We start from the raw sequence: 22,961 nt of genomic DNA on the forward strand, positions 1-22,961 counted from the left end.
CATCGAAGGCAGTGCCGGCAGATTTACAGTCTGCTCCCTTTGGCCACTCGGGAACCCCTCCAGGGATTTTTATACTTAGCAAGATGTTTTCCCAACTCATCTCCCAAGTGCGGAGCGAATCATAGCAAACTCGCTCAGGCTGTAAAGCGTTTTTCTTGCGTTTTTACGTTGAATGCTGTCTTTTTGGGCAAAGATGGTAGAAAGTCAGCGTTTTGTGTGTCCTTTGAACAGAAGAGAAACGCTCTTTTTACTTGAATTTACACTACTTGACGTTAAACCACGTATCTACTGATAAAATGTAAGCAGTTTAATGACATAAGTTTATTCGTTTAGAAGTCAATATCATGAGCATGAAAGCCACGTTATCGTTATCTGTTTTAACGCTTTCTATATTAATGAGTTCTCCATCAGCTTTCGCAGTTATGCGAGGCTCAGCAGTTACCGTCGTAACTGAACAAGTAGAAACGCACGAGATCAATCAATCCTTATCGCTTATCGGTAAATTAGAAGCGGCGGAGTCTGTGGTTGTTGCATCGGAAGTCGCCGGCAAAGTGAATCAAATCGCTGTTAAAGCGAATCAAAATGTCCAACAAGGTCAGCTGTTAATCAAGTTGGATGATGATAAGGCTCAAGCCGCTTTGATTGAGGCAAAGGCGTACCTTAAAGATGAACAACGTAAGCTAAAAGAGTTTCAACGTTTGGTTAAGCGAAATGCTATAACCCAAACTGAGATCGACGCACAAAAAGCAAGTGTTGAAATCGCACAAGCAAGGCTGGACGCCGCTCAAGCAAATTTGGCCGATCTTCATATTACGGCTCCATTCTCTGGCACTGTTGGTTTCATTGACTTTAGTCGCGGTAAAATGGTTAGCGCGGGTACAGAGCTGTTGACCTTGGATGACCTTTCGGTCATGGAGCTGGATTTACAAGTACCGGAGCGCTATTTATCGATGCTTTCTATTGGTATGGAAGTCATTGCCAAAACCAGTGCATGGGGTGAACAGACGTTTACTGGTCAAGTCACAGGTATTGATACGCGAATCAGCGCAGAAACGCTGAACCTGCGTGTGCGTATTGAGTTTGAAAACCCTGAAAACCGCTTAAAACCGGGCATGTTAATGAATGCATCATTGGCCTTCCCAGCGATTGAAGCGCCAATTATCCCAGTTCAAGCACTAGAATACTCTGGCACCAAGCGTTACGTATACGTCATCGATGACAACAATAAAGCGACTCGACAAGAAGTCATTCTCGGTGCTCGTGTCGATAACGAAGTCGTTATTGAATCAGGCGTTGAAGTTGGCGACAAAATTGTTGTACAGGGCATCGTTAATATGCGAGATGGTGTTGAAGTCAAGGAAATTATCGCACCAGGAAAGTCAAAAACAGCTAACGCAACTGGTAATCAAGGTGTTCAAAGCACGCAAGACGAAGCGGCTAAGGAAGCAAACTAATGTTACTTTCTGACGTTTCTGTAAAACGCCCAGTCGCAGCGTTGGTATTGAGTATGCTGCTGTGTGTATTTGGCTTTGTATCCTTTACGAAACTAGCGGTGCGAGAAATGCCGGACATTGAAAGTCCGGTCGTTTCCATTAGTACGCGTTATGAGGGCGCTTCCGCGACGATCATCGAGAGTCAAATTACTTCTGTATTAGAAGATCAGCTTTCAGGCATCAGCGGAATAGATGAGATCAGTTCGACGACGCGAAACAGCAGTTCGCGTATCACGATCACTTTTGAGCTAGGTTACGATCTCAATACGGGGGTTAGTGATGTTCGCGACGCGGTGGCTCGCGCTCAACGTTCGCTACCTGATGAAGCGGACGATCCAATTGTCTACAAGAATAACGGTTCAGGTCAGGCCTCCCTATATATAAACCTCAGCTCTGCAGAGATGGACCGCACTCAATTGACGGATTATGCCGAACGTGTATTGATGGATCGCTTTAGCTTGATCTCTGGGGTGAGCTCCATTGATCTCTCTGGTGGTTTGTACAAGGTGATGTACGTGAAGCTTAAGCCAGAGCTGATGGCGGGGCGCTCAGTCACGGCTTCGGACATTACATCGGCACTGCGAAGTGAAAACTTAGAAAGTCCGGGTGGTGAAGTTCGTAATGACTCGACAGTCATGTCGGTACGGACAGCGCGCAGCTATAACACGCCGGAAGATTTTCAGTACCTCGTGATTAAAAGGGCAAGCGACAACACGCCTATCTATTTGAAAGATGTCGCTGATGTTTTTATCGGTGCAGAAAACGAAAACTCGACCTTTAAAAGCGATGGCGTCGTCAATGTTAGTTTGGGGGTTGTTCCTCAGTCTGATGCGAACCCGTTAGAAGTAGCAAAATTAGTTCGATCTGAAGTTGATAACATCCAAAAGTTCTTGCCGGAAGGAACGCGGCTTGCTATCGACTACGATGCAACGGTGTTTATCGAGCGTTCGATAGAAGAGGTATATAGCACGCTATTTATTACGGGCGGTTTGGTTATTTTGGTGTTGTACATCTTCATTGGTCAAGCTCGTGCAACATTGATCCCAGCTGTTACTGTTCCGGTATCGCTGATTTCCTCATTCATTGCCGCTTATTACTTTGGCTTTTCTATCAATTTAATCACCTTGATGGCGTTGATCCTGTCTATCGGCTTGGTAGTGGATGACGCGATTGTGGTTGTTGAAAACATCTTCCACCATATCGAACGTGGTGAATCGCCTTTGCTTGCGGCCTATAAAGGCACGCGGGAAGTAGGCTTTGCCGTTATCGCGACAACGCTAGTGCTGGTGATGGTATTCCTGCCGATTTCTTTTATGGATGGCATGGTAGGTCTGCTATTTACTGAGTTTTCTGTCTTGTTGGCGATGTCAGTAATTTTCTCGTCTTTGATCGCCCTAACATTAACTCCTGTATTGGGTAGTCAGATTTTGAAGGCGAATGTAAAACCAAATCGATTTAATCAAGTGGTCGATCGCCTATTTAGTAAACTTGAGAGTGGTTACCGCTCATTATTGAAAGGCGCATTGAAAATGCGTTGGGCTGCACCGCTGGTGATTTTGGCGTGTTTGGGCGGCAGTTACTTCTTGATGAACCAAGTGCCAGCCCAGTTGACCCCTCAAGAAGATCGCGGGGTGATGTTTGCGTTTGTACGCGGGGCTGATGCTACGTCATACAATCGTATGTCAGCCAATATGGACATTGTTGAAGACCGATTGATGCCATTACTTGGGCAAGGGTATCTGAAGTCGTTTAGTATTCAAACGCCTGCATTTGGTGGACAGGCAGGCGATCAAACCGGCTTTGTTATCATGATTTTAGAAGACTGGAACGAGCGAGATGTAACAGCTCAGGAAGCGCTTAACAAAGTGCGTGGCGCACTGGCTGGCATACCTGATGTTCGAGTGTTCCCATTCATGCCTGGTTTCCAAGGTGGTTCGAGTGAGCCTGTTCAGTTTGTGTTAGGTGGCTCTGATTACGATGAACTTCTCGTCTGGGCTGAAATGTTGAAAAACAAAGCAGAAGAATCGCCAATGATGGAAGGTGCTGAGATCGATTACTCAGAGAAAACGCCAGAGCTATTGGTTACGGTCGACAGACAGCGTGCCGCAGAACTAGGGGTCAGTGTCAAAGACATTTCTGATACGCTAGAAATCATGCTTGGTGGTAAAAGTGAAACGACTTATGTTGAGCGTGGCGAAGAGTATGATGTGTATCTTCGTGGTGATGAAAACAGCTTTAATAATGCTGCGGATTTAAGCCAGATTTATCTGCGAACCAATAGTGGGCAGTTAGTGACGTTAGACGCGGTCACTAAAATTGAAGAAGTAGCAGCTTCTATTCGTCTATCTCACTACAACAAACAGAAATCCATCACTATTACGGCTAATCTGTCAGAAGGCTACACATTAGGAGACGCGCTGAATTACCTTGATCAACAAGCGATAGACAACTTACCAGGTGACATCTCGGTGAGTTATTCTGGCGAGTCAAAAGACTTTAAAGAGAACCAAGCGAGTGTTGCTGTCGTGTTTGCGTTGGCATTGCTTGTGGCGTATCTCGTGTTGGCGGCTCAGTTTGAAAGCTTCGTGAACCCGTTAGTGGTGATGTTTACGGTGCCGATGGGCGTATTTGGTGGCTTCCTTGGCTTGGTTGTGATGGGGCAAGGCATGAACATTTACAGCCAGATTGGCATGATCATGTTGATCGGCATGGTGACGAAAAACGGCATTTTGATTGTCGAATTTGCCAACCAGTTGCGAGACCGTGGTGTTGAATTCGAAAAAGCGGTTATTGATGCAGCTGCGCGACGTCTACGCCCGATCTTGATGACAGCATTTACCACGCTTGCTGGTGCCATCCCACTGATCGTTTCGACAGGGGCAGGTTATGAGAGTCGTATTGCTGTGGGTACCGTGATCTTTTTCGGGATGGGATTTGCAACATTGGTGACCTTATTTGTCATCCCGGCTATGTACCGATTGATTTCGGCGAAAACACAGGCGCCAGGTCATGTAGAAGCAGAATTGAACAAAGCACTCAGCCACGATACAAAAGGCCGTATTGCTCATCCTTAGCCGCTGTACGTAAAGCTTTGATTGAAAACACCGAACAACTTTTGTTCGGTGTTTTTTTATATTGAGAGTGATTACTTATAGATCTAATGATTATTTTTGTTTATTATTTCGCCACTTCTTCGAGGGGCACAGGACTCGCTCATCGTATTTGACTGAATGTCGGGTCTTGTTAGGTGTCATGCCGGGAAAGCAGCATATACCTATTATTATTTGAGGTGTTCTCTTGAAAAAAGTACGTGGTAGTTACATGGTAGAAATGGTTTTAGTTGCGGGTGTTATGGCGTTGTTAGCGACCACTGCACTTCCGACGTTAACGAATGCACTAAAAGATCGTCAAGATGGCATTTTACACTCTCTCGATACCGGTCAACCAAGTAGCCATGTGAATCAAGAGACAACAGAAAAGTTCTCCGCTCAGTAACTGATGACACTCCGTAGATTGTAAAACAAGCCGAGGTAAAAACCTCGGCTTGTTTGTATTTCAATTCTGGTAACTTGGTGCTACCTAATGTTAGAAGCGTTTCCCTAAGCTAACTTGCACACCTTCGTAGCTGTCGTAAAAATCTTCAAAGCCCATATCTGCGACATTATAGATGTACTCTGCGCGCAACCAGATGTCTTTGCTCATATCCCAATGGACACCAGCACCGATGTTGAATAGTGCTCCTGAATCATCGGTGACTTTTTGTTGGTTTGGAACGTACATTTCTGCCTGAGTCCCTAACGCGGTCACGCGGCCAAACAAAGAAAGTGGCGTATCGCCAAGGTTATCACTGGTCAATACAGCTGACATACCCGCTTGGTAATAGTGCAAATCCAAATCTGTTTTCAGTTTGTCGTTCTTAAGTTCGTTTTGGGAATAGCGAAGCACACCTTCAAACGCAAGGTATTGATTAACATGATAGCCCCAACCAACAGTGATATGTGGTGTGGACCACTCATTGTCTCTGTCTGAGCCAAAATAGGGTGTATCAAAACCGACGTTACCAGTACCCAGATAAAAATAAGATTGATGAGTTTGTTCTTGAGCAGCAAAAGTCGGCACACTGATGGTCAAGGCAGACAATAATAGAATGGCGTTTTTCATAACTTGACGATAACCTTTGTAAAAGACCGTTGTAATGAGTTGTGTTAATATTAATTTAATCAATAAGATAGATGGCGTTTATCATATCAGCTTTTACGCAAAGGTAGTCATTTAGACTGGGAATTGTTGCGCTAAAGCAGACTTCCTAGGCTGGAGAACTTACTATTCGGTATGGTGACTAACGTCAATCAAATAAGAGAGAAGGAAAGGAAAGTGGCTGAATTCAAATATAAAAACCTGACTCAAGAAGAACAAGATAAGTTAGACGCGGCGACATTTCGTCGTTTATTGGCGCATTTAGACGCGAATAAAGACGTGCAGAACATCGACCTCATGATTCTTGCGGGCTTCTGTCGCAATTGCTTTAGCAAATGGTACAAAGCTGAAGCGGAAAATCTCGGTGTGGATTTAGATATTGATGACGCTCGCGAACGTGTTTACGGCATGACTTACGATGAATGGAAACAAAATCATCAGCCAGCGGCAACGCCAGAACAATTGGCGGCGTTTGAAGCGCGTCAGAAAAAGTAATACTCATTTCCAAAAAAACAGCCCGCACATCAGCGGGCTGTTTTTTTACATTCGAATTTACATATTAAGCGGTAATTGGACCGCAACATGCAGGTTCGACACAGCCTTTCGCTTGAATGACTTCAAGTTGCGCGAGGTAAGGTTGAATATCACCGATGTTCTCTTTTACCCATGCTAAGTCGTAATACGTATCTAAGTAACGCTCACCAGAGTCACATAAAAGTGTCACGATAGAGCCTGTTTCACCGCGTTGTTTCATTTCGCAGGCCAGTTGAAGCACACCGTAGAGGTTCGTCCCCGTTGATGCGCCTACTTTACGCCCAATCAGTTGAGAAACCCAATGTGCAGTTGCCACACTGGCAGCGTCTGGAATTTTGCGCATCTCGTCAATAACACCTGCAATAAAGCTTGGCTCGACACGTGGTCGACCGATGCCTTCAATTTTGCTGCCGGTCTCACCTTTTAATGAGTGATTACCTGACTGGAAAGCGTCGTAAAACACCGAGTTTTCAGGGTCTACGACACAAAGTTTGGTGTCGTATTTTTGGTAACGAATAAAACGGCCAATGGTTGCAGACGTGCCACCAGTTCCTGGGCTCATTACTACCCAATTAGGAATTGGGTGATCTTCTAGTTCCATTTGGCTAAAGATAGAGTTCGCAATGTTGTTGTTGCCGCGCCAGTCAGTCGCACGTTCAGCATAAGTAAACTGATCCATGTAGTGGCCATTTAACTCTTGAGCCAAACGTCGAGACTCGTCATAAATCTGATCTGAGCGCTCTACAAGATGCGCTTTACCACCGTAAAACTCAATTTGTTCAATCTTTTTACGTGCGGTGGTTTTCGGCATAACAGCAATGAACGGTAAGCCAAGCAAGCGAGCAAAATACGCTTCTGAAACGGCAGTGCTGCCTGAGGACGCTTCAATCACTGTGGTTTCAGGACCAATCCATCCGTTACAAATCGCATAAAGAAACAACGAGCGTGCCAATCGGTGTTTCAGAGAGCCTGTTGGATGCGTGCTCTCATCTTTTAGGTAGATATCGATACCATCAAGAGAAGGCAGTTCAAGTTTAAATAAATGAGTATCAGCAGAACGTTGAAAGTCTGCTTCAATTTTACGCACTGCATTGTTGATCCAGTTGTGGTCAGTACACATGGCGTCTCTCCTTGGAAATCGATAGATAAGCATTAGATGGGAATAATTTACCTATAATACGAGAGAAAAACTTTGCTATAGTTGCCGGTAATGACTATTTTGATAGAAAAGTTTTCTACACTTCGTGGGTTTTATAGGATGAGTTTGGATCGAGTCGATAAACAGCTGCTTGCGTTGTTACAAACCGACAGCACCTTGTCATTAAATGAGTTAGCAGAGCAGGTAAATCTGACAACGACGCCATGTTGGAAGCGTTTGAAAAGGTTGGAAGAAGAAGGCTACATCGAAAAGCGCGTGGCGTTACTGAGTGCAGAAAAACTCGACCTGTCTTTTATCGCTTTTGTTCAGCTAAAAACCATCGATCACTCCGAAGATTGGTATCACCATTTTGTCACAACAGTGAGTGATCTCCCCGAGGTAATGGAGTTTTATCGTATGGCCGGCGAGTATGACTACATGATGAAAGTGCTGGTGAAAGATATGAAGTGTTTTGACGAGTTTTATAAGCGCTTAGTTAATAGTGTAAAGGGATTGTCTAATGTGACTTCAACATTTGCTATGGAATCCATTAAATATACGACTGAGTTACCACTTCTCAACTAAATAGCTTTATACGAATTTTATTTAATGGTTACTCTACCAGTTAGCATTTTAAGTGTTAACAGGTAGCAGGGTTATTCTAACTAGGTTACTTTTTACTGGATTGGAATAAATATAAACGATATTTATTCTCTCTTCTATTTCCGCATTAATTGTTTGTTTTTTATCCTTTATTAAGTGCTCATACAGCAAAACGCATGAAAAAATAACGCAATTTTTTCTCTTTATTTTTCGTGTTTTATTTTTATTGAATATTCATTTTTACTAAATTAATTAATTGGTTTAATTTAAACGTTTGCTTAGTGTTGTTTTGTGTATTTTAGTCACCACTTCTGAACATTTCTTTTTATGCGTAATACAGTAGCAAATACTTAAGTAACAAAGTACTCAAAAATGGATATAGTGATTAATAAAACATCGTATTATTATCGCTAGCACTTATTTGTGACAAAGTGTTTCTAAAAATGAACAGAAAATATTATTTGCTTTTTCTCGCGGCGTTACTCGCTGGTTGTGGTGGTGGAGGTGACTCTAAAACGAACAATACAAAGACACCAACTACGATAACAAAGCAGAGCCGTCCACAGTTAAAAGCTGAAGACACGTTATTGAAGTTTGAGGGCGTGGGAACCGTTACAGAGGCAAAATTGAGCAATGTACATGGCTCGGTGTCTTATCAAGTCATTGACTCTAATCCGCTAAATGTTGTGAAAATTAATGACTCTGGAATGCTACAAATTTTGCGTCCAGGAACGGCAACAATTCTGGCTACGGATAGCAGTTCTGCTTATGAATCCTCTGAAGCACGATTTTCTATCACTGTGGAACGAGGTATTAACACAGACCTTTCGGTTAGTGATCTAAACTTCAATGCAATCGAATCTGAAGGGAAAGCGCTGACCGTTCGTGGCCAAAAAGGTGAATTGAGTTATGAAGTAGAAAGTGGTCATAACTTGATTCGGGTTGATCAGAACGGTTCGGTATATTCATTAGGCTCAATTGGTCAGGCGTCGGTACTGATTACTGACTCAGGTAACGAGCTTTATCTGCCGAAGCAAGTTCGCGCGACGGTGAAGCTTCATGGAGTAGCATCCGGGCAACTTCAATTCGCCTTGCTGGAAGACGAATATAGAAAAGGGCTGACGTTAGAACCTGCACGTTTAGATAAAGCTCAAACGCAAAGCATCACATACAAAATCATTCGCAGCGAACCAGACAACAAAGTTGCCGAGTTACTCAACCCTGAGTCAGGTGTGCTCCTTGTTCATAATGTTGGGCAGTTAACCGTTGAAGCGACAGCAACTTACAGCGATGCCTTTTTAGATAAGCAGCAAACGGCGCAATTTGTTGTGGATGTAAAACAAGGTCAACGCGAAGCAATCAGCGTAGCGGATGTTGTGAAAACTTATGAGGAAGGTGGCCGAATTTTCCCTAAGGTGACGAATGCTCGCGGCGACTATTCACTGCGAATTATTAGCGGCACAGATGTTATCGCTAAATCTATGAGCAGTGAAGCACTGCTGATCAAAGGTGTAGGTACGGCTGAAGTTGAAATCTACGAGCATGAAATGCGTAATTATCCTGCAAGTAAAGCTCGCTTCAATGTTGAAGTTAGTCGCGCGCCTCATCCAGTGATGAACGACATTGAAATGTCGCTTATTTATCAGCCTAGCCTCTCAATTCCTTTGGCATTTTCAGGACAAAAAGGCAACGTAAGCCTAGTCGGTAATTTACCGGACGGCTTAAGAATGACCGATGGCAAGTTAGAAGTAGAGACGGCTGGAGAATATCGTCTTAAGTTTGAAGATGATGGTGGGGATTTATATCAACCAATTCAGTTTAATGTAGTCATCAAAGTTGCAAAGGCTGAAGGTCAACCGATGGCAACGCACGATTATGACGTTGTATACAGTAATAAATACAGTTTTAATCTTCACCGTGATTTTGGTTTGAGCGCTAACGAGCAAATTGAGATTGTAGATAACACCGCACCAGATGTTGTCGGTGGTTTCAGTGAAGGGCTTCTCCATGTGTATAAAGCGGGTAAAGCGACGTTAACGGTGCGTAGACAGGAGAGCGCGAATTACACCGTTGGTCCTGATCAAAAAGTCGACGTTACAATTCTGAGTGCTCCGAGTCGAATTGAAGTTCAATCCGATGTGGAAGAGGTTTGGAAGGTTGGTCAAACATTTGTTGCGCCGAAAATCTCTGGTACGGTTGGGGAAGTTACTTACCGATTTGAAGACAACGCAGCAACGGATGTGGTTTCCTTAAACAGCCAAACGGGTGCCATGCAAATTCTCAACGCGGGTAGCACAAAAATTATTGTTTCGGATGCGGGGGACGACAAAGTGGATCCGGGTGAAAGTAGTTTCTCGGTCACGATTAAACAAGGCACAAACCCTGTATCGATTGCTTATCCAACGGTAGACTTTTCAGCGGGTACTATTATCTCACCAGTGATGAGTGGAGGAGAGGCGAAAGCCAGCTATCGTCTTATTAACCAAAAAGATCCTGTGGTTGAGTTAGTCTCTTCTGAGACGGGGCGTTTGAAGATTTTGCACGCAGGCGAGTACCAATTAGAAGTGACGCTAACTGCACGTAACTATACAACTAAAACCGTATTGGTTAACGGCACCATTAATAAAGCGAAGCACCCTGGTTTAAGTACTTCTACAATGAAGGTGGAATTTGAACCATTTAAAAAGGTTAAGCTAGACTTTGGTACACCATTAGGAAAACGCAGCTATCAAATATCCGGCTCAACAACTAACGGTGTCGCTTCATTAGATGTTGGTAAAGAAGAGCTGACGTTACTTGACCTCCCACCGGTAAAAAGACGTTGGATTTCTCTTGACGTTTCGGAAGGGGAATCTCGAGATTATGAAGCGTTGGAAAGTCAGAAAGTTGAGGTATATCTAAGCTTTGCAGATGAAGGTGTTGCGGATCAATATACATTGCTTGAGACTGAACAAACGGTGTTGATTAGTACTCTGAATAAGCTTGAATTTTCCAATTTAGAAGAAAGTGAGTTTGGTTTGATGAACGTTCGTTCAGTGCGTGAGCCAACGGACGAAGAATTGAAATTATACGGCAAAGGTAAGGTTGCGAAGCTTATATTTAAGCCGGTGGGTAACGATGACCCAACTCTAATAAAAGCTGCGTGGGTACATGTGGCTCGATTTGATGGATGTACATCAGAACTGTTCGAAGATGATCTCAAGCCTTTTCAAGCAATTGACTACGATGACCCAGGATACTGCACCAGCGGCAGCACGATTCGTATGACTCGGTTCTTAATAATTGATGACTCGAGGATGGAAAACGTAGAGTATGAGTTAGTAGCGCCAGTGATTATTTATCGCCGCGGCCAACGCGAATTTTTGCCAAGTGATAAAGGATCGTTTTTAGAGAGTAAGCCTGGTGGCTTTTATTTGGAACCTGGTATGATTCATAACGGAAACGAATTTGGAAAGCCGAGAACATTGTATGAATGGTCGGTTGTTAACATGAAGTATCAACCAAATTAATTATCGTTTGATACCCACAAAAAAGGAGTGCTGAGCACTCCTTTTGTCGTTTAAGGTTTAGCGGTTACTTGGTATAGCGCATTACACCTTCTTGCACTGCGGTTGCCACTAAATGACCTTGCTGGTTATAGATTTCGCCACGCACTAACCCACGAGTATTACTCGCTGTTGGGCTTTCTATTGCGTACAACAACCATTCATCCATCTTGAAGGGACGATGGAACCAGATTGAATGGTCAATGGTGGCAACTTGGAAGTTTGGCGTCATTAATGACACTTCATGTGGGTGCATTGCTGTCACGAGGAATCCCCAATCTGATGCGTAGGCCAACAGGTACTGATGTATAAGCAGGTTCTCTGGCATTTCACCATTGGCACGAATCCAAAGATACTGTTTAGGCTCTGCTTTTTTGGGTTTTAGGGGGTTGATGACCGTAACAGGACGGGTTTCAATTGGCTTTTCACCACAAAATGTTTTGCGTAGTCGCTCTGGCAGAAATTCGGCTATATGGCTAGCAAGCTCACTCTCAGAGGCGAAGTTTTCTGGGCCAGGAATGTCTGGCATTTCCTTTTGATGATCAAACCCAGGTTGATCGCCATGGTAAGACGCCGTTAGGTAGAAAATAGGGCGTCCATTTTGAATCGCCTTAACGCGTCTGGTGCTGAAGCTACGGCCATCCCTTAGGTTTTCTACATCATAAATAATGGGCTTTTCTGGATCACCTGGGTACAAAAAATAGCTATGGAAGGAGTGCACCGCGCGTGTTTTTTCAACAGTGTAGCGCGCAGCAGAAAGCGCTTGCCCAATCACTTGGCCACCATACACTTGAGGCAAACCTAGGTTTTCACTTTGGCCACGAAACAAGCCTTCTTCTAATTTTTCGAGTTGTAGTAGGCTGAGCAATTCTCGTAATGGTTTACTCATTGTGTCTCCTCACCGTTGTCTTTCACTCCAACTTACCTCAACAGTCTCACTCTTGTGAAGTGCCATAGTTAAGAACTATTGAGTAACTTAGAAATAGTATTGTTCCGATTATGAAACAAAATCAATTGTTTGATAAATTCTAACTCAGTCAAACTATTGTCAAATAAACTGACAGGAAGCAGACAGTTTTATATTCCACACCTATAATTGCTCCGGTTTAATACTCTTTTCGAGGAAGATATGAAAAAAACACTACTGCTTGTTACTTCTTTACTCTTTGGGGCTGCGTTAGTGGGTTGCCAAACTTCTCAAAATACAGAAATGGAATCTGCAGAGGCGTCAATGAAGACGATTACAGGTACAGTGGCTTACCGCGAGCGTATTGCTCTGCCGCCAAACGCAGTGGTTACCGTCGCGTTAGAAGATGTGTCTTTGGCTGACGCGCCAGCAAAAGTACTAGCAAAGCAGATATTCGAAACGGAAGGCAAACAAGTTCCTCTTTCTTTTGAGCTGAACTACGATAACAATGAAATCAAACCAAACCATCGTTATAGCGTCCGTGCGCGTATTGAAGTGGATGGTAAATTGCGTTTTATCAGCGATACACATAACGGTGTAATCACAGATGAAGCACAAACTCACCAGTTGGATATTCGTCTAGTTGGCACGCGTTAATATCAAACTCAGCGAACAAAAAATGGCAGCCTAAGGCTGCCATTTGTATTTTCTTAGCGAAATTTTTCCAATCTCAGATACTTCAATTCCTTCGGCTTCTAATTTCTTTGTTTGTCGTTCTAAGTCACTGCCTTTTAGGGATATTTTTCCTTGACTATTTATCACTCTAAACCATGGGAGTTTGCTGTCCTCTGGCAAATTACCAAGCGCCTTACCAACATGTCTTGCGTAACCCGGGTAACCTGCCATTTTTGCGATTTCCCCGTAGGTGGAGACTTTTCCTTTTGGAATTTGGTGAATTACAGCAAAGATTTGCGCTAAAAATTGGTCCATACTCAAAAGTGTCTATTGTGGATTACTAAGGAATGGTAAACCATCGGACTTGTATATTGCTAACGGTTCTTAACGTTTATATTGCCCGCGATTGACTTTTGTTGATCACATTTTCTCTTCAGTCGTGCCGTATGTTAATAAGCGTTAAAAAGCATAAAACAAACACAAGCTAAGCTTGAATCTAGACCCTCTCAACGACTTTTAATCCCAGTTTTTGCCGTTGAGCTACCAAGTAGGTGGGGAAGCCAGGAGGCGCTATGGTTTTATCGACACTTCAATTTTTCATTACGACTTTACTCGCAGTGGTGTGCGTTCGAGCGATGAGTTTGAGCGAGGGAGATATTCCCGTTCTTGCACTCATGATCCCGGCGTTGTGGATCTTGCCACAAGGCGGGTTTGCAGGCTTGGTGTTACTGGGCGCAATGATGGCTTTTGGCGCTACGCTCTCAATGCAGCCAATCGCGCTATCGATTGGTATTTTGATCCTTTTCCCACTTTTAATGGTCGTGTTCTCTCGTAGAAGTTCGTTGGGCGTTCTGCTCACCGCAGGCCTAATCGTACTTACTCTACAAGTCGGTATTATGGTCACGCAACAAGGTGGGAAGCTAGATGGATCCGCTTGGGTTACAGTGGTTCAAATTGTCGCGGTCATGGCGATGTGGTGGTCTGCTGTACATTGGACCCCATCCAATAAGCACAGCTGGTGGCCGATGCTGTTGTTGTTCCCATTATGGATTGCTGGCTTGCCATATGCCGTTCTTGTGGCATTGAGCGTGACAGGAATGCTGGCTTCAATGGAAACCCTCGCGAAGCTTAAACACTCCATTCGTTGGAGTAAACTATTGTGCTGGACATTACCGACTGTTGGCTTTGCTGCCTTAGTGGTAAGTCCGACTACAGATGTACCAAACCCTGTTTTTGTTGTTTGGATCTGTTTGTTAGGAACGGCTTGGATGACGGACTATATCTTACGTAGCAGCGATGAACAGGCAGAATTATGAGTATTTCGTCAGGTAAAAAGTGACACGTGCGGCAGACTATCGAATTGGTTGTGGAACAAAATGAAGATTAGTATATGTTCTTCATTTCATATTTACTAAACTTCCAATAATAATAACCACATTATAAGTGGTTGATTTAAGATAAGTTTGTCATGACTACCTTTGCTCGAACACTGTTGCTTTTTACTTGTTGCCTACTGAGTTTGAATGTAAAAGCTGAATCACCTTTAATTGCTCATTATAAAGTTGCGACAGAAGCGGATGATGTCGTCACCCGTGTTCTTTTTAATGCTGCATCGAAAGAGTTCGGCTTTACCGTTCAATATGTGAACTATTCCAGCTTTGATGCCATTCTAAATTCCGTCGCGAATGGGGAAGCGGACTTTGCTGCGAATATCACTTACACAGAAGAGCGTGCTCAACGCTTTAGTTACTCCCGTCCAACTAATATCGAATATACCTACCTTTTTGGTTTAAAAGACTCGACGTTGAGTGACATTTCACGAGTTGGCGTCCCTAAAGATACGGTTTATGCCGAATTACTTAAACAATACTACCCGGAGCTAAAACAGGTCTCTTATCAAGGTCATGAGCAAGCGGTAACGTTACTGAGATCAGGCGTTGTTGAAGGCGTAGTCGATGCCATCAATCAGCTTAAGCCGATGCTGCTGGAGGGCTTTGACGCTAAGATGTTGAATGATCAGATTTCGATAAAGCCAGTATCGATCATCAGTAAAAAAGATCATCATCTCGAAGAGTTGGATACGTTCGCTACGTTTATTCATGGGGAAGGAGTGCAAAAGCAACTTCGTGAAGAGATCTCCAAGTATCAATTTGAACTAAGGCGAGCGGCATTGCGAGAATCTATTCGCTTATTACCTCTCGATTTTAGTGAGCCTATACGGATCAAGCTCGAATCTATCTTTCCATATGTTGTTTACAACGAAGACGGCAGTATCGAAGGGATGACGGCAGATGTCGTCCTGAGAAGCTGCGAGATCTTGGCATTAAACTGCGTGATCATTAGTGAGCCAAATGAAAGTTGGGGTTCCATGTATCATGAGTTTATGCAGGGGAATTTCGAAATTTTAGCGCCGTTAACGGTCAGTCGCGAGCGGCATGAATTTAGTTACTTTCCCAAGCCCCATTACTCACCAGCATCCGTTATGGTCAAGCGTTTAGGTTACAAGCCGAACACTTACTCTCATGTGTCACAGTTGATCTCTGAGCGGATTGGCGTGGTTGCGGACGACTTTTTCGACCAAATGATGACGCAACTTTTACCGCTAAAAGAGCTGAAACGTTATCGTACCCAACAAGAACTCATTCAGGGTTTATTGAATGAAGAGGTCGATTACATTCCGATGGATACAGCGATGCTCAACCACTTTTTACGTCTGAGCGAGTTGGTTCCGATAGAGCAGGACACGGCGATTGGCGAGTTTTACCAGTCACAACTTTCTGTTGGATTGGTGGCGAACGAGAAAGGTGCCATGCTTGCTCCTTTTTTCAGTCGAGCGATAGCGATGTTGGAAGTTGATAAGATCATTGCCCAGTACGACCTGCGCCCAGATTGGCGTACCGCGCTTGAATATGAGGTTCGGCTGGCAACGCAAACGCAGGCTGTGTTTGTCTTTGTATTGTTGTTTGCGATTTGCGTTTCGTTTTATCTTTATCGTCAATCGAATACTGACAATTTAACGGGGTTAAGAAATCGCCGCGCGTTGCAAGTAAAACATCGAAAAGGCGTAAACAAAGATCTATCCATACTTTACTTGGATATTAACCACTTCAAACGAATCAATGATACGTACGGTCACCGTGCTGGTGATGAGGTGTTGCAATTATTGGCGCTAAAAATTCATTATGTATGGTCAGGAAAAAGTTACCGGATAGGGGGAGATGAGTTCATCTTGTTGGGCTATCCGACTCAAGCAGAATTAAATAGGGCAATGAAAGAGCTCAGCAGAATTGATGTAAAAGGCAAACTGTGTAGTGAGTTAGAGTCTGTGGGTATCTCTATCGGTGTCTCTGCAAAAAGAGAACAGCACATGAGCTTAGAGCAAGCCATGCATTTAGCTGATGAAGATATGTATTCAAGTAAGCAGTCAACACGCCGTTATCCTTCTTCGCATCGTTACGTGGCTCAATCATAGAGGAATGAATTGATCGAGTTTTGTCCAAACGGCAATGAAATGATGAAATTCAAGGTTTTTGCTCTTGCATTATGAGGGCTGATACTGAATAATCGCCCCATCGATTGAGGCAAGTCCTCTCGAAAAGAATTATGGGGCTCTGGTCCTCTCGCAACAATAGCTCGTGAACTCGGTCAGGTCCGGAAGGAAGCAGCCGCAGCGGGTGACTTGTGTGCCGGGATGTGGCTGGGGTCCCACCCTTTATGAAGCCTGCAATATATGTTCGCACAAATTGCAGGCTTTCTTCATATTTGCACCATAAGTCTTCATAGTCTATTTTTTTGTTGTGGGTTTACAACAAAAGTGATTTTGCTATGTTCGACCAAACCAAGAAGTCATCTCACGTACACAACATCTGTAAGTTCATGAGCTTGAAGAATGATGCAGTTGTTCGCACTCTGTCCATTTTAGAGTTTGATTTCTGTTTTCACCTCGAATATAACGCAGACATCAAAAGCTTTACCTCCCAACCTTTTGGCTTCAACTATCAATTCAATAATCGAAAATGCCGATATACCCCCGACTTTTTGGCGACAGATCACGATGACCATTCAATTTTCTTCGAAGTAAAACACTCTAGCCAGATTCTCAAACCTGACTTCAGGGACCGATTTAAAGAGAAACAAAGAGTTGCATTGAATGACTTTAACAGACGCTTAGTTTTAGTTACTGAGAAGCAAATTAGAATGGGTCCAACTTTAAATAACTTTAAGCTACTACACCGTTACTCTGGATTGCGAACCGTGACTGAGTTTCAAAAGTTAGTGTTGGCGTTTATTCAACGTAAACAAATGGTGAAGTTACAAGAGGTGTCTTTGTGTTTCGGTTTATCGGAGAAGGACACACTTATCTCTACTCTACCTTGGATCTCTTCGGGGCAAGTTAAAACAGACTTAAACGGCATTGGCTTTGGTCTCGAAACCTACGTTTGGTGTTAACCATGTCATCGGACTCTAATAACATATTTGGGTTCTTTGATGAGTTTGAAGCTTCAGAGGGAGAGTCTCAGCCGCTTCCAATAGAGCTAATTCAAGAACCTATTGAAATCTCTTCAACTATTGATTCTCAATCTCCGAAGGTACAGCAAGAAGTTATCCGTCGTATCAAAATCATCGATTTCGTGGAGAAGCGTTTAAAAGGTGGATGGACCGAGAAAAACTTGACCCCTATCTTAAGTCTCATTGAACCAGAATTACAGCTCACTCCCCCGAGTTGGCGAACTTTAGCAACTTGGAAAAAATATTACTTTGAAGCGGGTAAAGACCCATGTGCACTTATTCCGAAGCATACGTTTAAGGGCAACCGCCAAAAAGAAATGGATTCGAAATCCTTGATTGACGAGGCAATTCAGAACGTATACCTGACACGTGAACGACTTAGCGTTGCAGAAGCATACCGATACTATAAGAGTCGAGTGATTCAAATAAATCGCGGGATTGTCGAGGGGAAAATTAAACCAATTTCAGAGCGTTCTTTTTATAATCGAATACACGACTTACCTCCATATGAGGTAGCGATCGCAAGGTTTGGCAAACGACACGCAGACCGAGAATTTCGCTCGGTTGGTCAGCAAGTCGTTGCGGCCAAACCAATGGAATATGTCGAAATTGATCATACCCCAGTTCCAGTTATTCTAATTGATGATGAGCTAGACATTCCTTTGGGGCGGCCTTATCTCACGATGCTGTATGACCGTTTCAGTAAATGTATCGTAGGTTGCAGCATCAACTTTAGAGAACCTAGTTTTGACTCTGTCAGAAAGGCGCTATTGAACTCGGTACTAGATAAGAGCTGGGTAAAACAAAAGTATCCATCTATTGATAATGAATGGCCTTGTCACGGTAAAATAGACTGTTTAGTTGTCGATAATGGCGCTGAGTTTTGGAGTCAAAGCTTAGAAGACTCGTTACGGCCTCTAGTGTCTGACATTCAATACAGCCAAGCTGCTAAACCTTGGCGAAAGTCAGGGATCGAAAAGTTGTTTGATCAGATGAACAAGGGGTTAGTGAACGCACTACCTGGAAAAACATTCACCAATCCTACTCAACTACAAGATTACAACCCAAAGAAGGATGCGGTGGTTAGAGTTTCTGTGTTTCTTGAATTACTCCATAAGTGGATTGTCGATTATTACCACATGGCTCCAGATTCAAGAGAGCGTGATATTCCATACCACAAGTGGAACCAATCGGAATGGACTCCTTCCTACTACGATGGTGCTGAGAAGGAGCAGCTTAGAGTTGAGCTAGGTTTGCTTAGACACAGAACCATTGGAGTGGCAGGGATCAGGCTTCATAACCTACGCTATCAGTCCTCAGAACTTATTGAATACCGTAAATATTGGGCATCCAACAATGGCAAAAAGCTGTTTGTTAAGACCAAAACAGACCCTTCTGATATCAGTTCTATTCATGTTTACCTAGAATCTGAAAAGAGGTACGTAAAAGTTCCAGCGGTAGACAACAGCGGATATACAAAAGGGCTGTCCCTTTTTGAGCATGAGCGAATACAAAAAGTACGTAGGCTTAACACTAAGCAGCTTGCTGACGATGAGGCACTTGCGGACACATTTCTATACATGAAAAAACGTATTCAGGAAGAAACCGATAGGTTCCACAGTGCAAAAAGTAGTAAGTCTAGCTTGCCTAAAACGGGCAATACTTCGAAATTAGCAAAGTTTAATGATGTGGGCTCAGACGGACCAAGCTCAATCAATACGACTCAAGTTAAACAAGAAAATACGGTGTTGTTCGATGTCTCAGGGCAATTATCTAATGATGATTTCGAAGATATTGAGGGGTATTAATTTGAACTTAACATCTAGTCAGTTTGAGCAACTAAAGTCCTTTGAAACTTGCTTTATCGAGTACCCTGAAATAACTGAAATCTACTCTATTTTGGATCAACTTCGTTTCAACCACTCTCTTGGCGGTGAACCGGAATCTTTTCTAATAACCGGTGAAGCTGGAAGTGGAAAGACGGCTATGATCAACAACTATGTCTCGCGCTATCAATCGGGTTCAACTTGGGGAAAGCAACCAGTTCTCAGTACCAGAGTACCGAGCCGTATAAATGAGCAGAATACGCTCACACAGTTTTTAGTCGATTTAGATGGAAAGTCGGGCGAAAGAGGTACTCGACGACGTAATGAAATTGCTCTTGGAGAGGCTGTTGTAAAGCAACTTAAACGTAAATCTGTTGAGCTGATTATCGTCAATGAAATTCAAGAGCTTGTGGAGTTTTCTACAGCAGAAGAAAGGCAAACTATTGCGAATACATTCAAATATATAAGTGAAGAAGCAAAAGTCTCGTTTGTGCTGGTTGGTATGCCATATGCTGATGTCATAGCGACAGAGCCACAATGGAATTCGCGATTGAGTTGGAGACGAAAGATTCATTATTTTAAGCTGCTGAAAGCTACCAACCATTCGAGTGAAGTGGCAACTTATGGCTTTGACTTGGAGCAAAAAAAGCACTTTGCGAAATTTGTCGCAGGTTTGAGTGCGAGAATGGGTTTTGATGAAGCGCCAGTGCTTACAAAAAATGAGGTGTTATATCCTTTGTTTGTTATGTGTAAAGGGGAGTGTCGAGCGTTAAAGCACTTCTTGAAAGATGCACTACTTATGAGTTTCAATGAGAATGTCGATACGATAGACAAAGCGATATTGTCACGCACGTTTTCGTTTAAGTTTCCCTATTTGGATAATCCCTTCAATTGTCCTGTAGAGGAGCTTCGTCTTCATCAAATTGACTCTGGATCGTCTTACAACCTAAATGCCATCGCTTCAGAAGATAAAATACTTGCTCCACGTTTTACGGATGCAATTCCGTTGAGCATGTTATTGACCAAAAATGGACTTAAAGCCTAATATTACCCCTCGCTCTTCAAACTCTTCAGCAACGCTGCCTTCTCTTCATCACTCATCTTATCAATTGCGCATGCCAATTCAGCGCTCAATTCGTTTCTACAGAAAAAATAGTTTAGTGGCACATCTAACTCTTCAGCCATACGCTCAAGTGTACCAATATCTGGTACGTGCCTACCTTTCTCGTAATGGTTCATTCGACCACTAGCAGAACTTGGTTCCATACCAATTTTCACCCCTAAATCTTTTTGGGTGATTTTGGCTTTTTTACGCGCAGCTTTGAGCCTCGCTGGGATTGGGTTGTCTTTCTGCACTTACTCATTTCTTTTCAACCTTTAGATAACTTAGATTGTCTAAGTTTTACTGATTTTTGTATACTTAGCAATCCTAAGTTTTTATTGAATGAAAGAGTCACATGAAGAAAGTAACCAGAATTAACCTTGATATGTTTAACCTATTGATTGAAAAAGGGATGGATAATTTTTCTGTTATAGAAGCTAGGGATGCTTTGTTAAACGGTACTTCAACCTTTCCGAGCAGTGACGATGCTCGAAAGTATGTTTATAAGCAACTTTTATCATTTGAGGAGAAAGGCTGGCTTTCTGTAACTGGGACTCGCAGGGACAAGCGTTACCACCAAACCAATGACTTCAAAGCGCTCACTATTGAGCCTAGAATGCCCAGAAAAAGAAAGGTCACTGAGGAATCAGTGACTGGTCAAATTCTCGATTCTTCCCTAAATACATTGGCGCAAGAGAAGAAGCTGCATGAAGGTGAGTTAGCGATAACTCTGGGAGAAATAGAAGAGTATCAATCATTACTGATGCGCTTTCCAAACAACAAGCAAGAGATACAACCACTATTTAATTTGGCAAGAGAACGCTCAGCCAAGCTATTAGGCAGAATTAATGCGTTAACGAACTGGATGCAAGTGGTGCAAGGTAATGCACAAAAATGTTGAGAGCATGGCAAGCTGAGTGCGTAGATCAGGCTATTAATAAGTTTTCATCAAATCGACGCCCACATTTTTTCTGTCAAGCCACTCCTGGTGCGGGTAAAACTGTTATGGCTGCAGAGGTTGCTAAGCGTCTTTTTCAAGAAGGTATGATTGACTTAGTTCTCTGTTTTTCACCGTCGCTTTCGGTTGCCGAAGGGATGAAAAATACCTTTTCATGGACATTGGAATGTTCCTTTAATGGAGGCTTGGGTTCTCTTGGGGGCTCTTACACCTATCAATCCATTCGTTTTTTAGATGAAAACTTCTGGAACACCGTTAGTAAATATCGGGTATTAGTCGTATTTGATGAGATCCACCATTGCTCGTTTGATGATGAGGGGCGGTCAAATTCATGGGGGCTAGAGATTGTGTCAAAGATCCAAAGCTTTGCTCGTTATACTCTGGCTCTATCGGGCACTCCCTGGCGCTCTGACCGTTTACCGATAGTTATGGTAGAGTATTCTGATCCAGAAGGCATGCTTGTTTGCGATTATCAATACGGCTTGCAACAGGCAGTTGTTGATGGGGTATGTCGCCAACCTAAAATTGCCTTGATAGACAACGAGCATTTGAGTATCCAGATTGGTAATAGTAATCAGAATTTTGCTTCCATTTTGGAATGCCTTAAAGAATCCGATGTTTCTTATCAAAGCGTCATTCACAATGAAGAAGCAATGGATTACATCTTGAATAGTGCCTGTAAAAAGCTAGCGCAGATCAGGGAACTTTCGCCAAACGCAGGCGGGTTGGTGGTCGCTGCTTCTATCAAGCACGCGAAAGATATTCAAAAACGCTTGGTCAAGCAGTTTAATCAATCAGCCACCATTGTGACTTATCACCACGTAAGCCCACTAAATGAAATTGAATCTTTTCGAAACTCGAATGTTCAGTGGATAGTCAGTGTTGGGATGATAAGTGAAGGTACGGATATTCCTCGGCTACAGGTTTGTTGTCATATGAGTTCGGTTAAAACGGAACTCTATTTTAGACAGGTCCTTGGGAGAATATTGAGAGTTAATGATTCACCCAACCAAGAAGCATGGTTGTATACCTTTGCTGAAGAAAGTTTGATTGGGTTTGCTGAAAGAATTGAGCAGGATATTCCTGATAGCTGCATGTACATTAAACAAGAGAATAATGTGCCGAGTGCTGTAGATTCACAATGCTTACCAATAAGCACCGTTTCGGAAAGCGCTCAATCTAATCGCTCTCAACCAAGCTTACTTAGTTGGGGAAAAGCTTCAGATATCATTAACCCAAATAATGTTGAGCCTACTTTAGCATTGGATGAGCTGAGGTTAGGCCAATTTAAACAGAGAGTCATCGCAGCGTTCACTTAAACTAATTCTGCTTCAATCTGTTTCAATGTTTTACCTGAAGAGTTTTTCTAGTAATCAGGACTACTGCAAAGATAGCCAAATAGGACGGCTGCGGCTTGCGAGGCACTCGTAAACAGAATATCTTCAGCCGTAACCAAATGATCTCCAGATGGTGC

Annotated in this window: 19 protein-coding genes and 1 other RNA gene; 15 read left to right on the forward strand and 5 right to left on the reverse strand. The window is 43.1% G+C overall.

Translation table 11 applies throughout. From position 1 onward, the window contains the following. Nucleotides 1-344 precede the first annotated feature (344 nt). From LIX84_RS22760 to LIX84_RS22770, 3 genes are all read left to right on the forward strand, one after another. Nucleotides 345-1,454, forward strand: a complete 1,110-nt coding sequence (locus tag LIX84_RS22760; protein ID WP_226422222.1) for an efflux RND transporter periplasmic adaptor subunit — start codon at nucleotides 345-347, stop codon at nucleotides 1,452-1,454. Next, nucleotides 1,454-4,567 carry a multidrug efflux RND transporter permease subunit VmeF gene (vmeF, locus tag LIX84_RS22765; protein WP_074191048.1) on the forward strand — a complete coding sequence of 1,038 codons (3,114 nt, stop codon included), beginning with the start codon at nucleotides 1,454-1,456 and terminating at the stop codon, nucleotides 4,565-4,567. The genes LIX84_RS22760 and vmeF overlap by 1 nt, the downstream gene beginning before the upstream one ends. Nucleotides 4,568-4,790: 223 nt before the next feature. Then, the gene (locus LIX84_RS22770; protein WP_047008491.1) at nucleotides 4,791-4,988 is read left to right on the forward strand and encodes a type II secretion system protein; all 198 of its coding nucleotides are present in this window, start codon (nucleotides 4,791-4,793) and stop codon (nucleotides 4,986-4,988) included. Between the two features lie 90 nt (nucleotides 4,989-5,078). Here LIX84_RS22770 and LIX84_RS22775 read toward each other — a convergent pair whose 3' ends face one another. Further along, complete coding sequence (locus tag LIX84_RS22775; protein ID WP_012842010.1) at nucleotides 5,079-5,654, reverse strand: porin family protein; 576 nt, start codon at nucleotides 5,652-5,654, stop codon at nucleotides 5,079-5,081. Between the two features lie 213 nt (nucleotides 5,655-5,867). Between LIX84_RS22775 and LIX84_RS22780 the strand changes: the two genes are divergently transcribed. After that, nucleotides 5,868-6,185: a DUF1244 domain-containing protein gene (locus tag LIX84_RS22780; protein ID WP_005390574.1), complete on the forward strand. Its 318-nt coding sequence runs from the start codon at nucleotides 5,868-5,870 to the stop codon at nucleotides 6,183-6,185. A 64-nt stretch (nucleotides 6,186-6,249) separates the two neighbouring features. Here LIX84_RS22780 and LIX84_RS22785 read toward each other — a convergent pair whose 3' ends face one another. Continuing rightward, nucleotides 6,250-7,344, reverse strand: coding sequence for a PLP-dependent cysteine synthase family protein (locus LIX84_RS22785; protein WP_005390576.1), 1,095 nt, complete (start codon nucleotides 7,342-7,344; stop codon nucleotides 6,250-6,252). Between the two features lie 138 nt (nucleotides 7,345-7,482). Here LIX84_RS22785 and LIX84_RS22790 point away from each other — a divergent pair, with 138 nt between their 5' ends. Together LIX84_RS22790 and LIX84_RS22795 are read left to right on the forward strand one after the other, a co-directional pair. Then, nucleotides 7,483-7,947 (forward strand): Lrp/AsnC family transcriptional regulator, encoded by a 465-nt coding sequence (locus tag LIX84_RS22790; protein ID WP_226422223.1) that lies wholly within the window; start codon nucleotides 7,483-7,485, stop codon nucleotides 7,945-7,947. A 461-nt stretch (nucleotides 7,948-8,408) separates the two neighbouring features. Further along, the gene (locus LIX84_RS22795) at nucleotides 8,409-11,474 is read left to right on the forward strand and encodes a cadherin repeat domain-containing protein (RefSeq protein WP_226422224.1); all 3,066 of its coding nucleotides are present in this window, start codon (nucleotides 8,409-8,411) and stop codon (nucleotides 11,472-11,474) included. 64 nt (nucleotides 11,475-11,538) lie between these two features. Here the strand turns inward: LIX84_RS22795 and tesB are convergent, their stop codons facing one another. Then, complete coding sequence (gene tesB / locus LIX84_RS22800) at nucleotides 11,539-12,399, reverse strand: acyl-CoA thioesterase II (RefSeq protein WP_226422225.1); 861 nt, start codon at nucleotides 12,397-12,399, stop codon at nucleotides 11,539-11,541. Nucleotides 12,400-12,639: 240 nt separating this feature from the next. On the opposite strand from tesB, the gene LIX84_RS22805 reads away from it, so the two are divergent. Then, nucleotides 12,640-13,074 carry a YbaY family lipoprotein gene (locus tag LIX84_RS22805; protein WP_226422226.1) on the forward strand — a complete coding sequence of 145 codons (435 nt, stop codon included), beginning with the start codon at nucleotides 12,640-12,642 and terminating at the stop codon, nucleotides 13,072-13,074. A 30-nt stretch (nucleotides 13,075-13,104) separates the two neighbouring features. Here LIX84_RS22805 and LIX84_RS22810 read toward each other — a convergent pair whose 3' ends face one another. Beyond that, on the reverse strand, nucleotides 13,105-13,407 hold the full coding sequence (locus LIX84_RS22810) for a DNA base-flipping protein (RefSeq protein ID WP_134646971.1): 303 nt from the start codon (nucleotides 13,405-13,407) through the stop codon (nucleotides 13,105-13,107). A gap of 257 nt (nucleotides 13,408-13,664) precedes the next feature. On the opposite strand from LIX84_RS22810, the gene LIX84_RS22815 reads away from it, so the two are divergent. From LIX84_RS22815 to LIX84_RS22840, 6 genes are all read left to right on the forward strand, one after another. Beyond that, nucleotides 13,665-14,408 (forward strand): hypothetical protein, encoded by a 744-nt coding sequence (locus LIX84_RS22815; protein ID WP_226422227.1) that lies wholly within the window; start codon nucleotides 13,665-13,667, stop codon nucleotides 14,406-14,408. 152 nt (nucleotides 14,409-14,560) lie between these two features. Next, nucleotides 14,561-16,564 carry a GGDEF domain-containing protein gene (locus LIX84_RS22820; protein WP_226422228.1) on the forward strand — a complete coding sequence of 668 codons (2,004 nt, stop codon included), beginning with the start codon at nucleotides 14,561-14,563 and terminating at the stop codon, nucleotides 16,562-16,564. A 137-nt stretch (nucleotides 16,565-16,701) separates the two neighbouring features. Further along, an RNA gene (gene ffs, locus LIX84_RS22825) (signal recognition particle sRNA small type) lies at nucleotides 16,702-16,798 on the forward strand. A 119-nt stretch (nucleotides 16,799-16,917) separates the two neighbouring features. After that, the gene (locus tag LIX84_RS22830; RefSeq protein ID WP_226422229.1) at nucleotides 16,918-17,541 is read left to right on the forward strand and encodes a Tn7 transposase TnsA N-terminal domain-containing protein; all 624 of its coding nucleotides are present in this window, start codon (nucleotides 16,918-16,920) and stop codon (nucleotides 17,539-17,541) included. A 2-nt stretch (nucleotides 17,542-17,543) separates the two neighbouring features. Beyond that, nucleotides 17,544-19,409, forward strand: a complete 1,866-nt coding sequence (locus tag LIX84_RS22835) for a transposase family protein (RefSeq protein ID WP_226422230.1) — start codon at nucleotides 17,544-17,546, stop codon at nucleotides 19,407-19,409. Next, on the forward strand, nucleotides 19,378-20,472 hold the full coding sequence (locus LIX84_RS22840; RefSeq protein WP_025577765.1) for a TniB family NTP-binding protein: 1,095 nt from the start codon (nucleotides 19,378-19,380) through the stop codon (nucleotides 20,470-20,472). The genes LIX84_RS22835 and LIX84_RS22840 overlap by 32 nt, the downstream gene beginning before the upstream one ends. A 2-nt stretch (nucleotides 20,473-20,474) precedes the next feature. Here the strand turns inward: LIX84_RS22840 and LIX84_RS22845 are convergent, their stop codons facing one another. Continuing rightward, nucleotides 20,475-20,783: a helix-turn-helix domain-containing protein gene (locus LIX84_RS22845; protein WP_065646500.1), complete on the reverse strand. Its 309-nt coding sequence runs from the start codon at nucleotides 20,781-20,783 to the stop codon at nucleotides 20,475-20,477. 101 nt (nucleotides 20,784-20,884) lie between these two features. Between LIX84_RS22845 and LIX84_RS22850 the strand changes: the two genes are divergently transcribed. Continuing rightward, complete coding sequence (locus LIX84_RS22850) at nucleotides 20,885-21,430, forward strand: hypothetical protein (RefSeq protein WP_025577768.1); 546 nt, start codon at nucleotides 20,885-20,887, stop codon at nucleotides 21,428-21,430. After that, nucleotides 21,424-22,806 carry a DEAD/DEAH box helicase gene (locus LIX84_RS22855; protein ID WP_226422231.1) on the forward strand — a complete coding sequence of 461 codons (1,383 nt, stop codon included), beginning with the start codon at nucleotides 21,424-21,426 and terminating at the stop codon, nucleotides 22,804-22,806. The genes LIX84_RS22850 and LIX84_RS22855 overlap by 7 nt, the downstream gene beginning before the upstream one ends. The last annotated feature ends 155 nt before the right edge of the window (nucleotides 22,807-22,961 follow it).

This window comes from Vibrio sp. E14 (genome assembly GCF_020515785.1).
GTDB classification, from domain to species: domain Bacteria; phylum Pseudomonadota; class Gammaproteobacteria; order Enterobacterales; family Vibrionaceae; genus Vibrio; species Vibrio diabolicus.

Bases quoted from the DNA above. Each gene is read 5' to 3' on its own strand.
- LIX84_RS22760 (WP_226422222.1), top strand. From the start codon at position 345: ATGAGCATGAAAGCCACGTTATCGTTATCTGTTTTAACGCTTTCTATA.
- LIX84_RS22830 (WP_226422229.1), top strand. From the start codon at position 16,918: ATGTTCGACCAAACCAAGAAGTCATCTCACGTACACAACATCTGTAAG.
- LIX84_RS22835 (WP_226422230.1), top strand. From the start codon at position 17,544: ATGTCATCGGACTCTAATAACATATTTGGGTTCTTTGATGAGTTTGAA.
- vmeF (WP_074191048.1), top strand. From the start codon at position 1,454: ATGTTACTTTCTGACGTTTCTGTAAAACGCCCAGTCGCAGCGTTGGTA.
- LIX84_RS22805 (WP_226422226.1), top strand. From the start codon at position 12,640: ATGAAAAAAACACTACTGCTTGTTACTTCTTTACTCTTTGGGGCTGCG.
- LIX84_RS22785 (WP_005390576.1), bottom strand. From the start codon at position 7,344: ATGTGTACTGACCACAACTGGATCAACAATGCAGTGCGTAAAATTGAA.
- LIX84_RS22790 (WP_226422223.1), top strand. From the start codon at position 7,483: ATGAGTTTGGATCGAGTCGATAAACAGCTGCTTGCGTTGTTACAAACC.
- LIX84_RS22850 (WP_025577768.1), top strand. From the start codon at position 20,885: ATGAAGAAAGTAACCAGAATTAACCTTGATATGTTTAACCTATTGATT.
- LIX84_RS22775 (WP_012842010.1), bottom strand. From the start codon at position 5,654: ATGAAAAACGCCATTCTATTATTGTCTGCCTTGACCATCAGTGTGCCG.
- LIX84_RS22840 (WP_025577765.1), top strand. From the start codon at position 19,378: ATGATGATTTCGAAGATATTGAGGGGTATTAATTTGAACTTAACATCT.
- LIX84_RS22810 (WP_134646971.1), bottom strand. From the start codon at position 13,407: ATGGACCAATTTTTAGCGCAAATCTTTGCTGTAATTCACCAAATTCCA.
- LIX84_RS22820 (WP_226422228.1), top strand. From the start codon at position 14,561: ATGACTACCTTTGCTCGAACACTGTTGCTTTTTACTTGTTGCCTACTG.
- LIX84_RS22795 (WP_226422224.1), top strand. From the start codon at position 8,409: ATGAACAGAAAATATTATTTGCTTTTTCTCGCGGCGTTACTCGCTGGT.
- LIX84_RS22855 (WP_226422231.1), top strand. From the start codon at position 21,424: ATGTTGAGAGCATGGCAAGCTGAGTGCGTAGATCAGGCTATTAATAAG.
- tesB (WP_226422225.1), bottom strand. From the start codon at position 12,399: ATGAGTAAACCATTACGAGAATTGCTCAGCCTACTACAACTCGAAAAA.
- LIX84_RS22815 (WP_226422227.1), top strand. From the start codon at position 13,665: ATGGTTTTATCGACACTTCAATTTTTCATTACGACTTTACTCGCAGTG.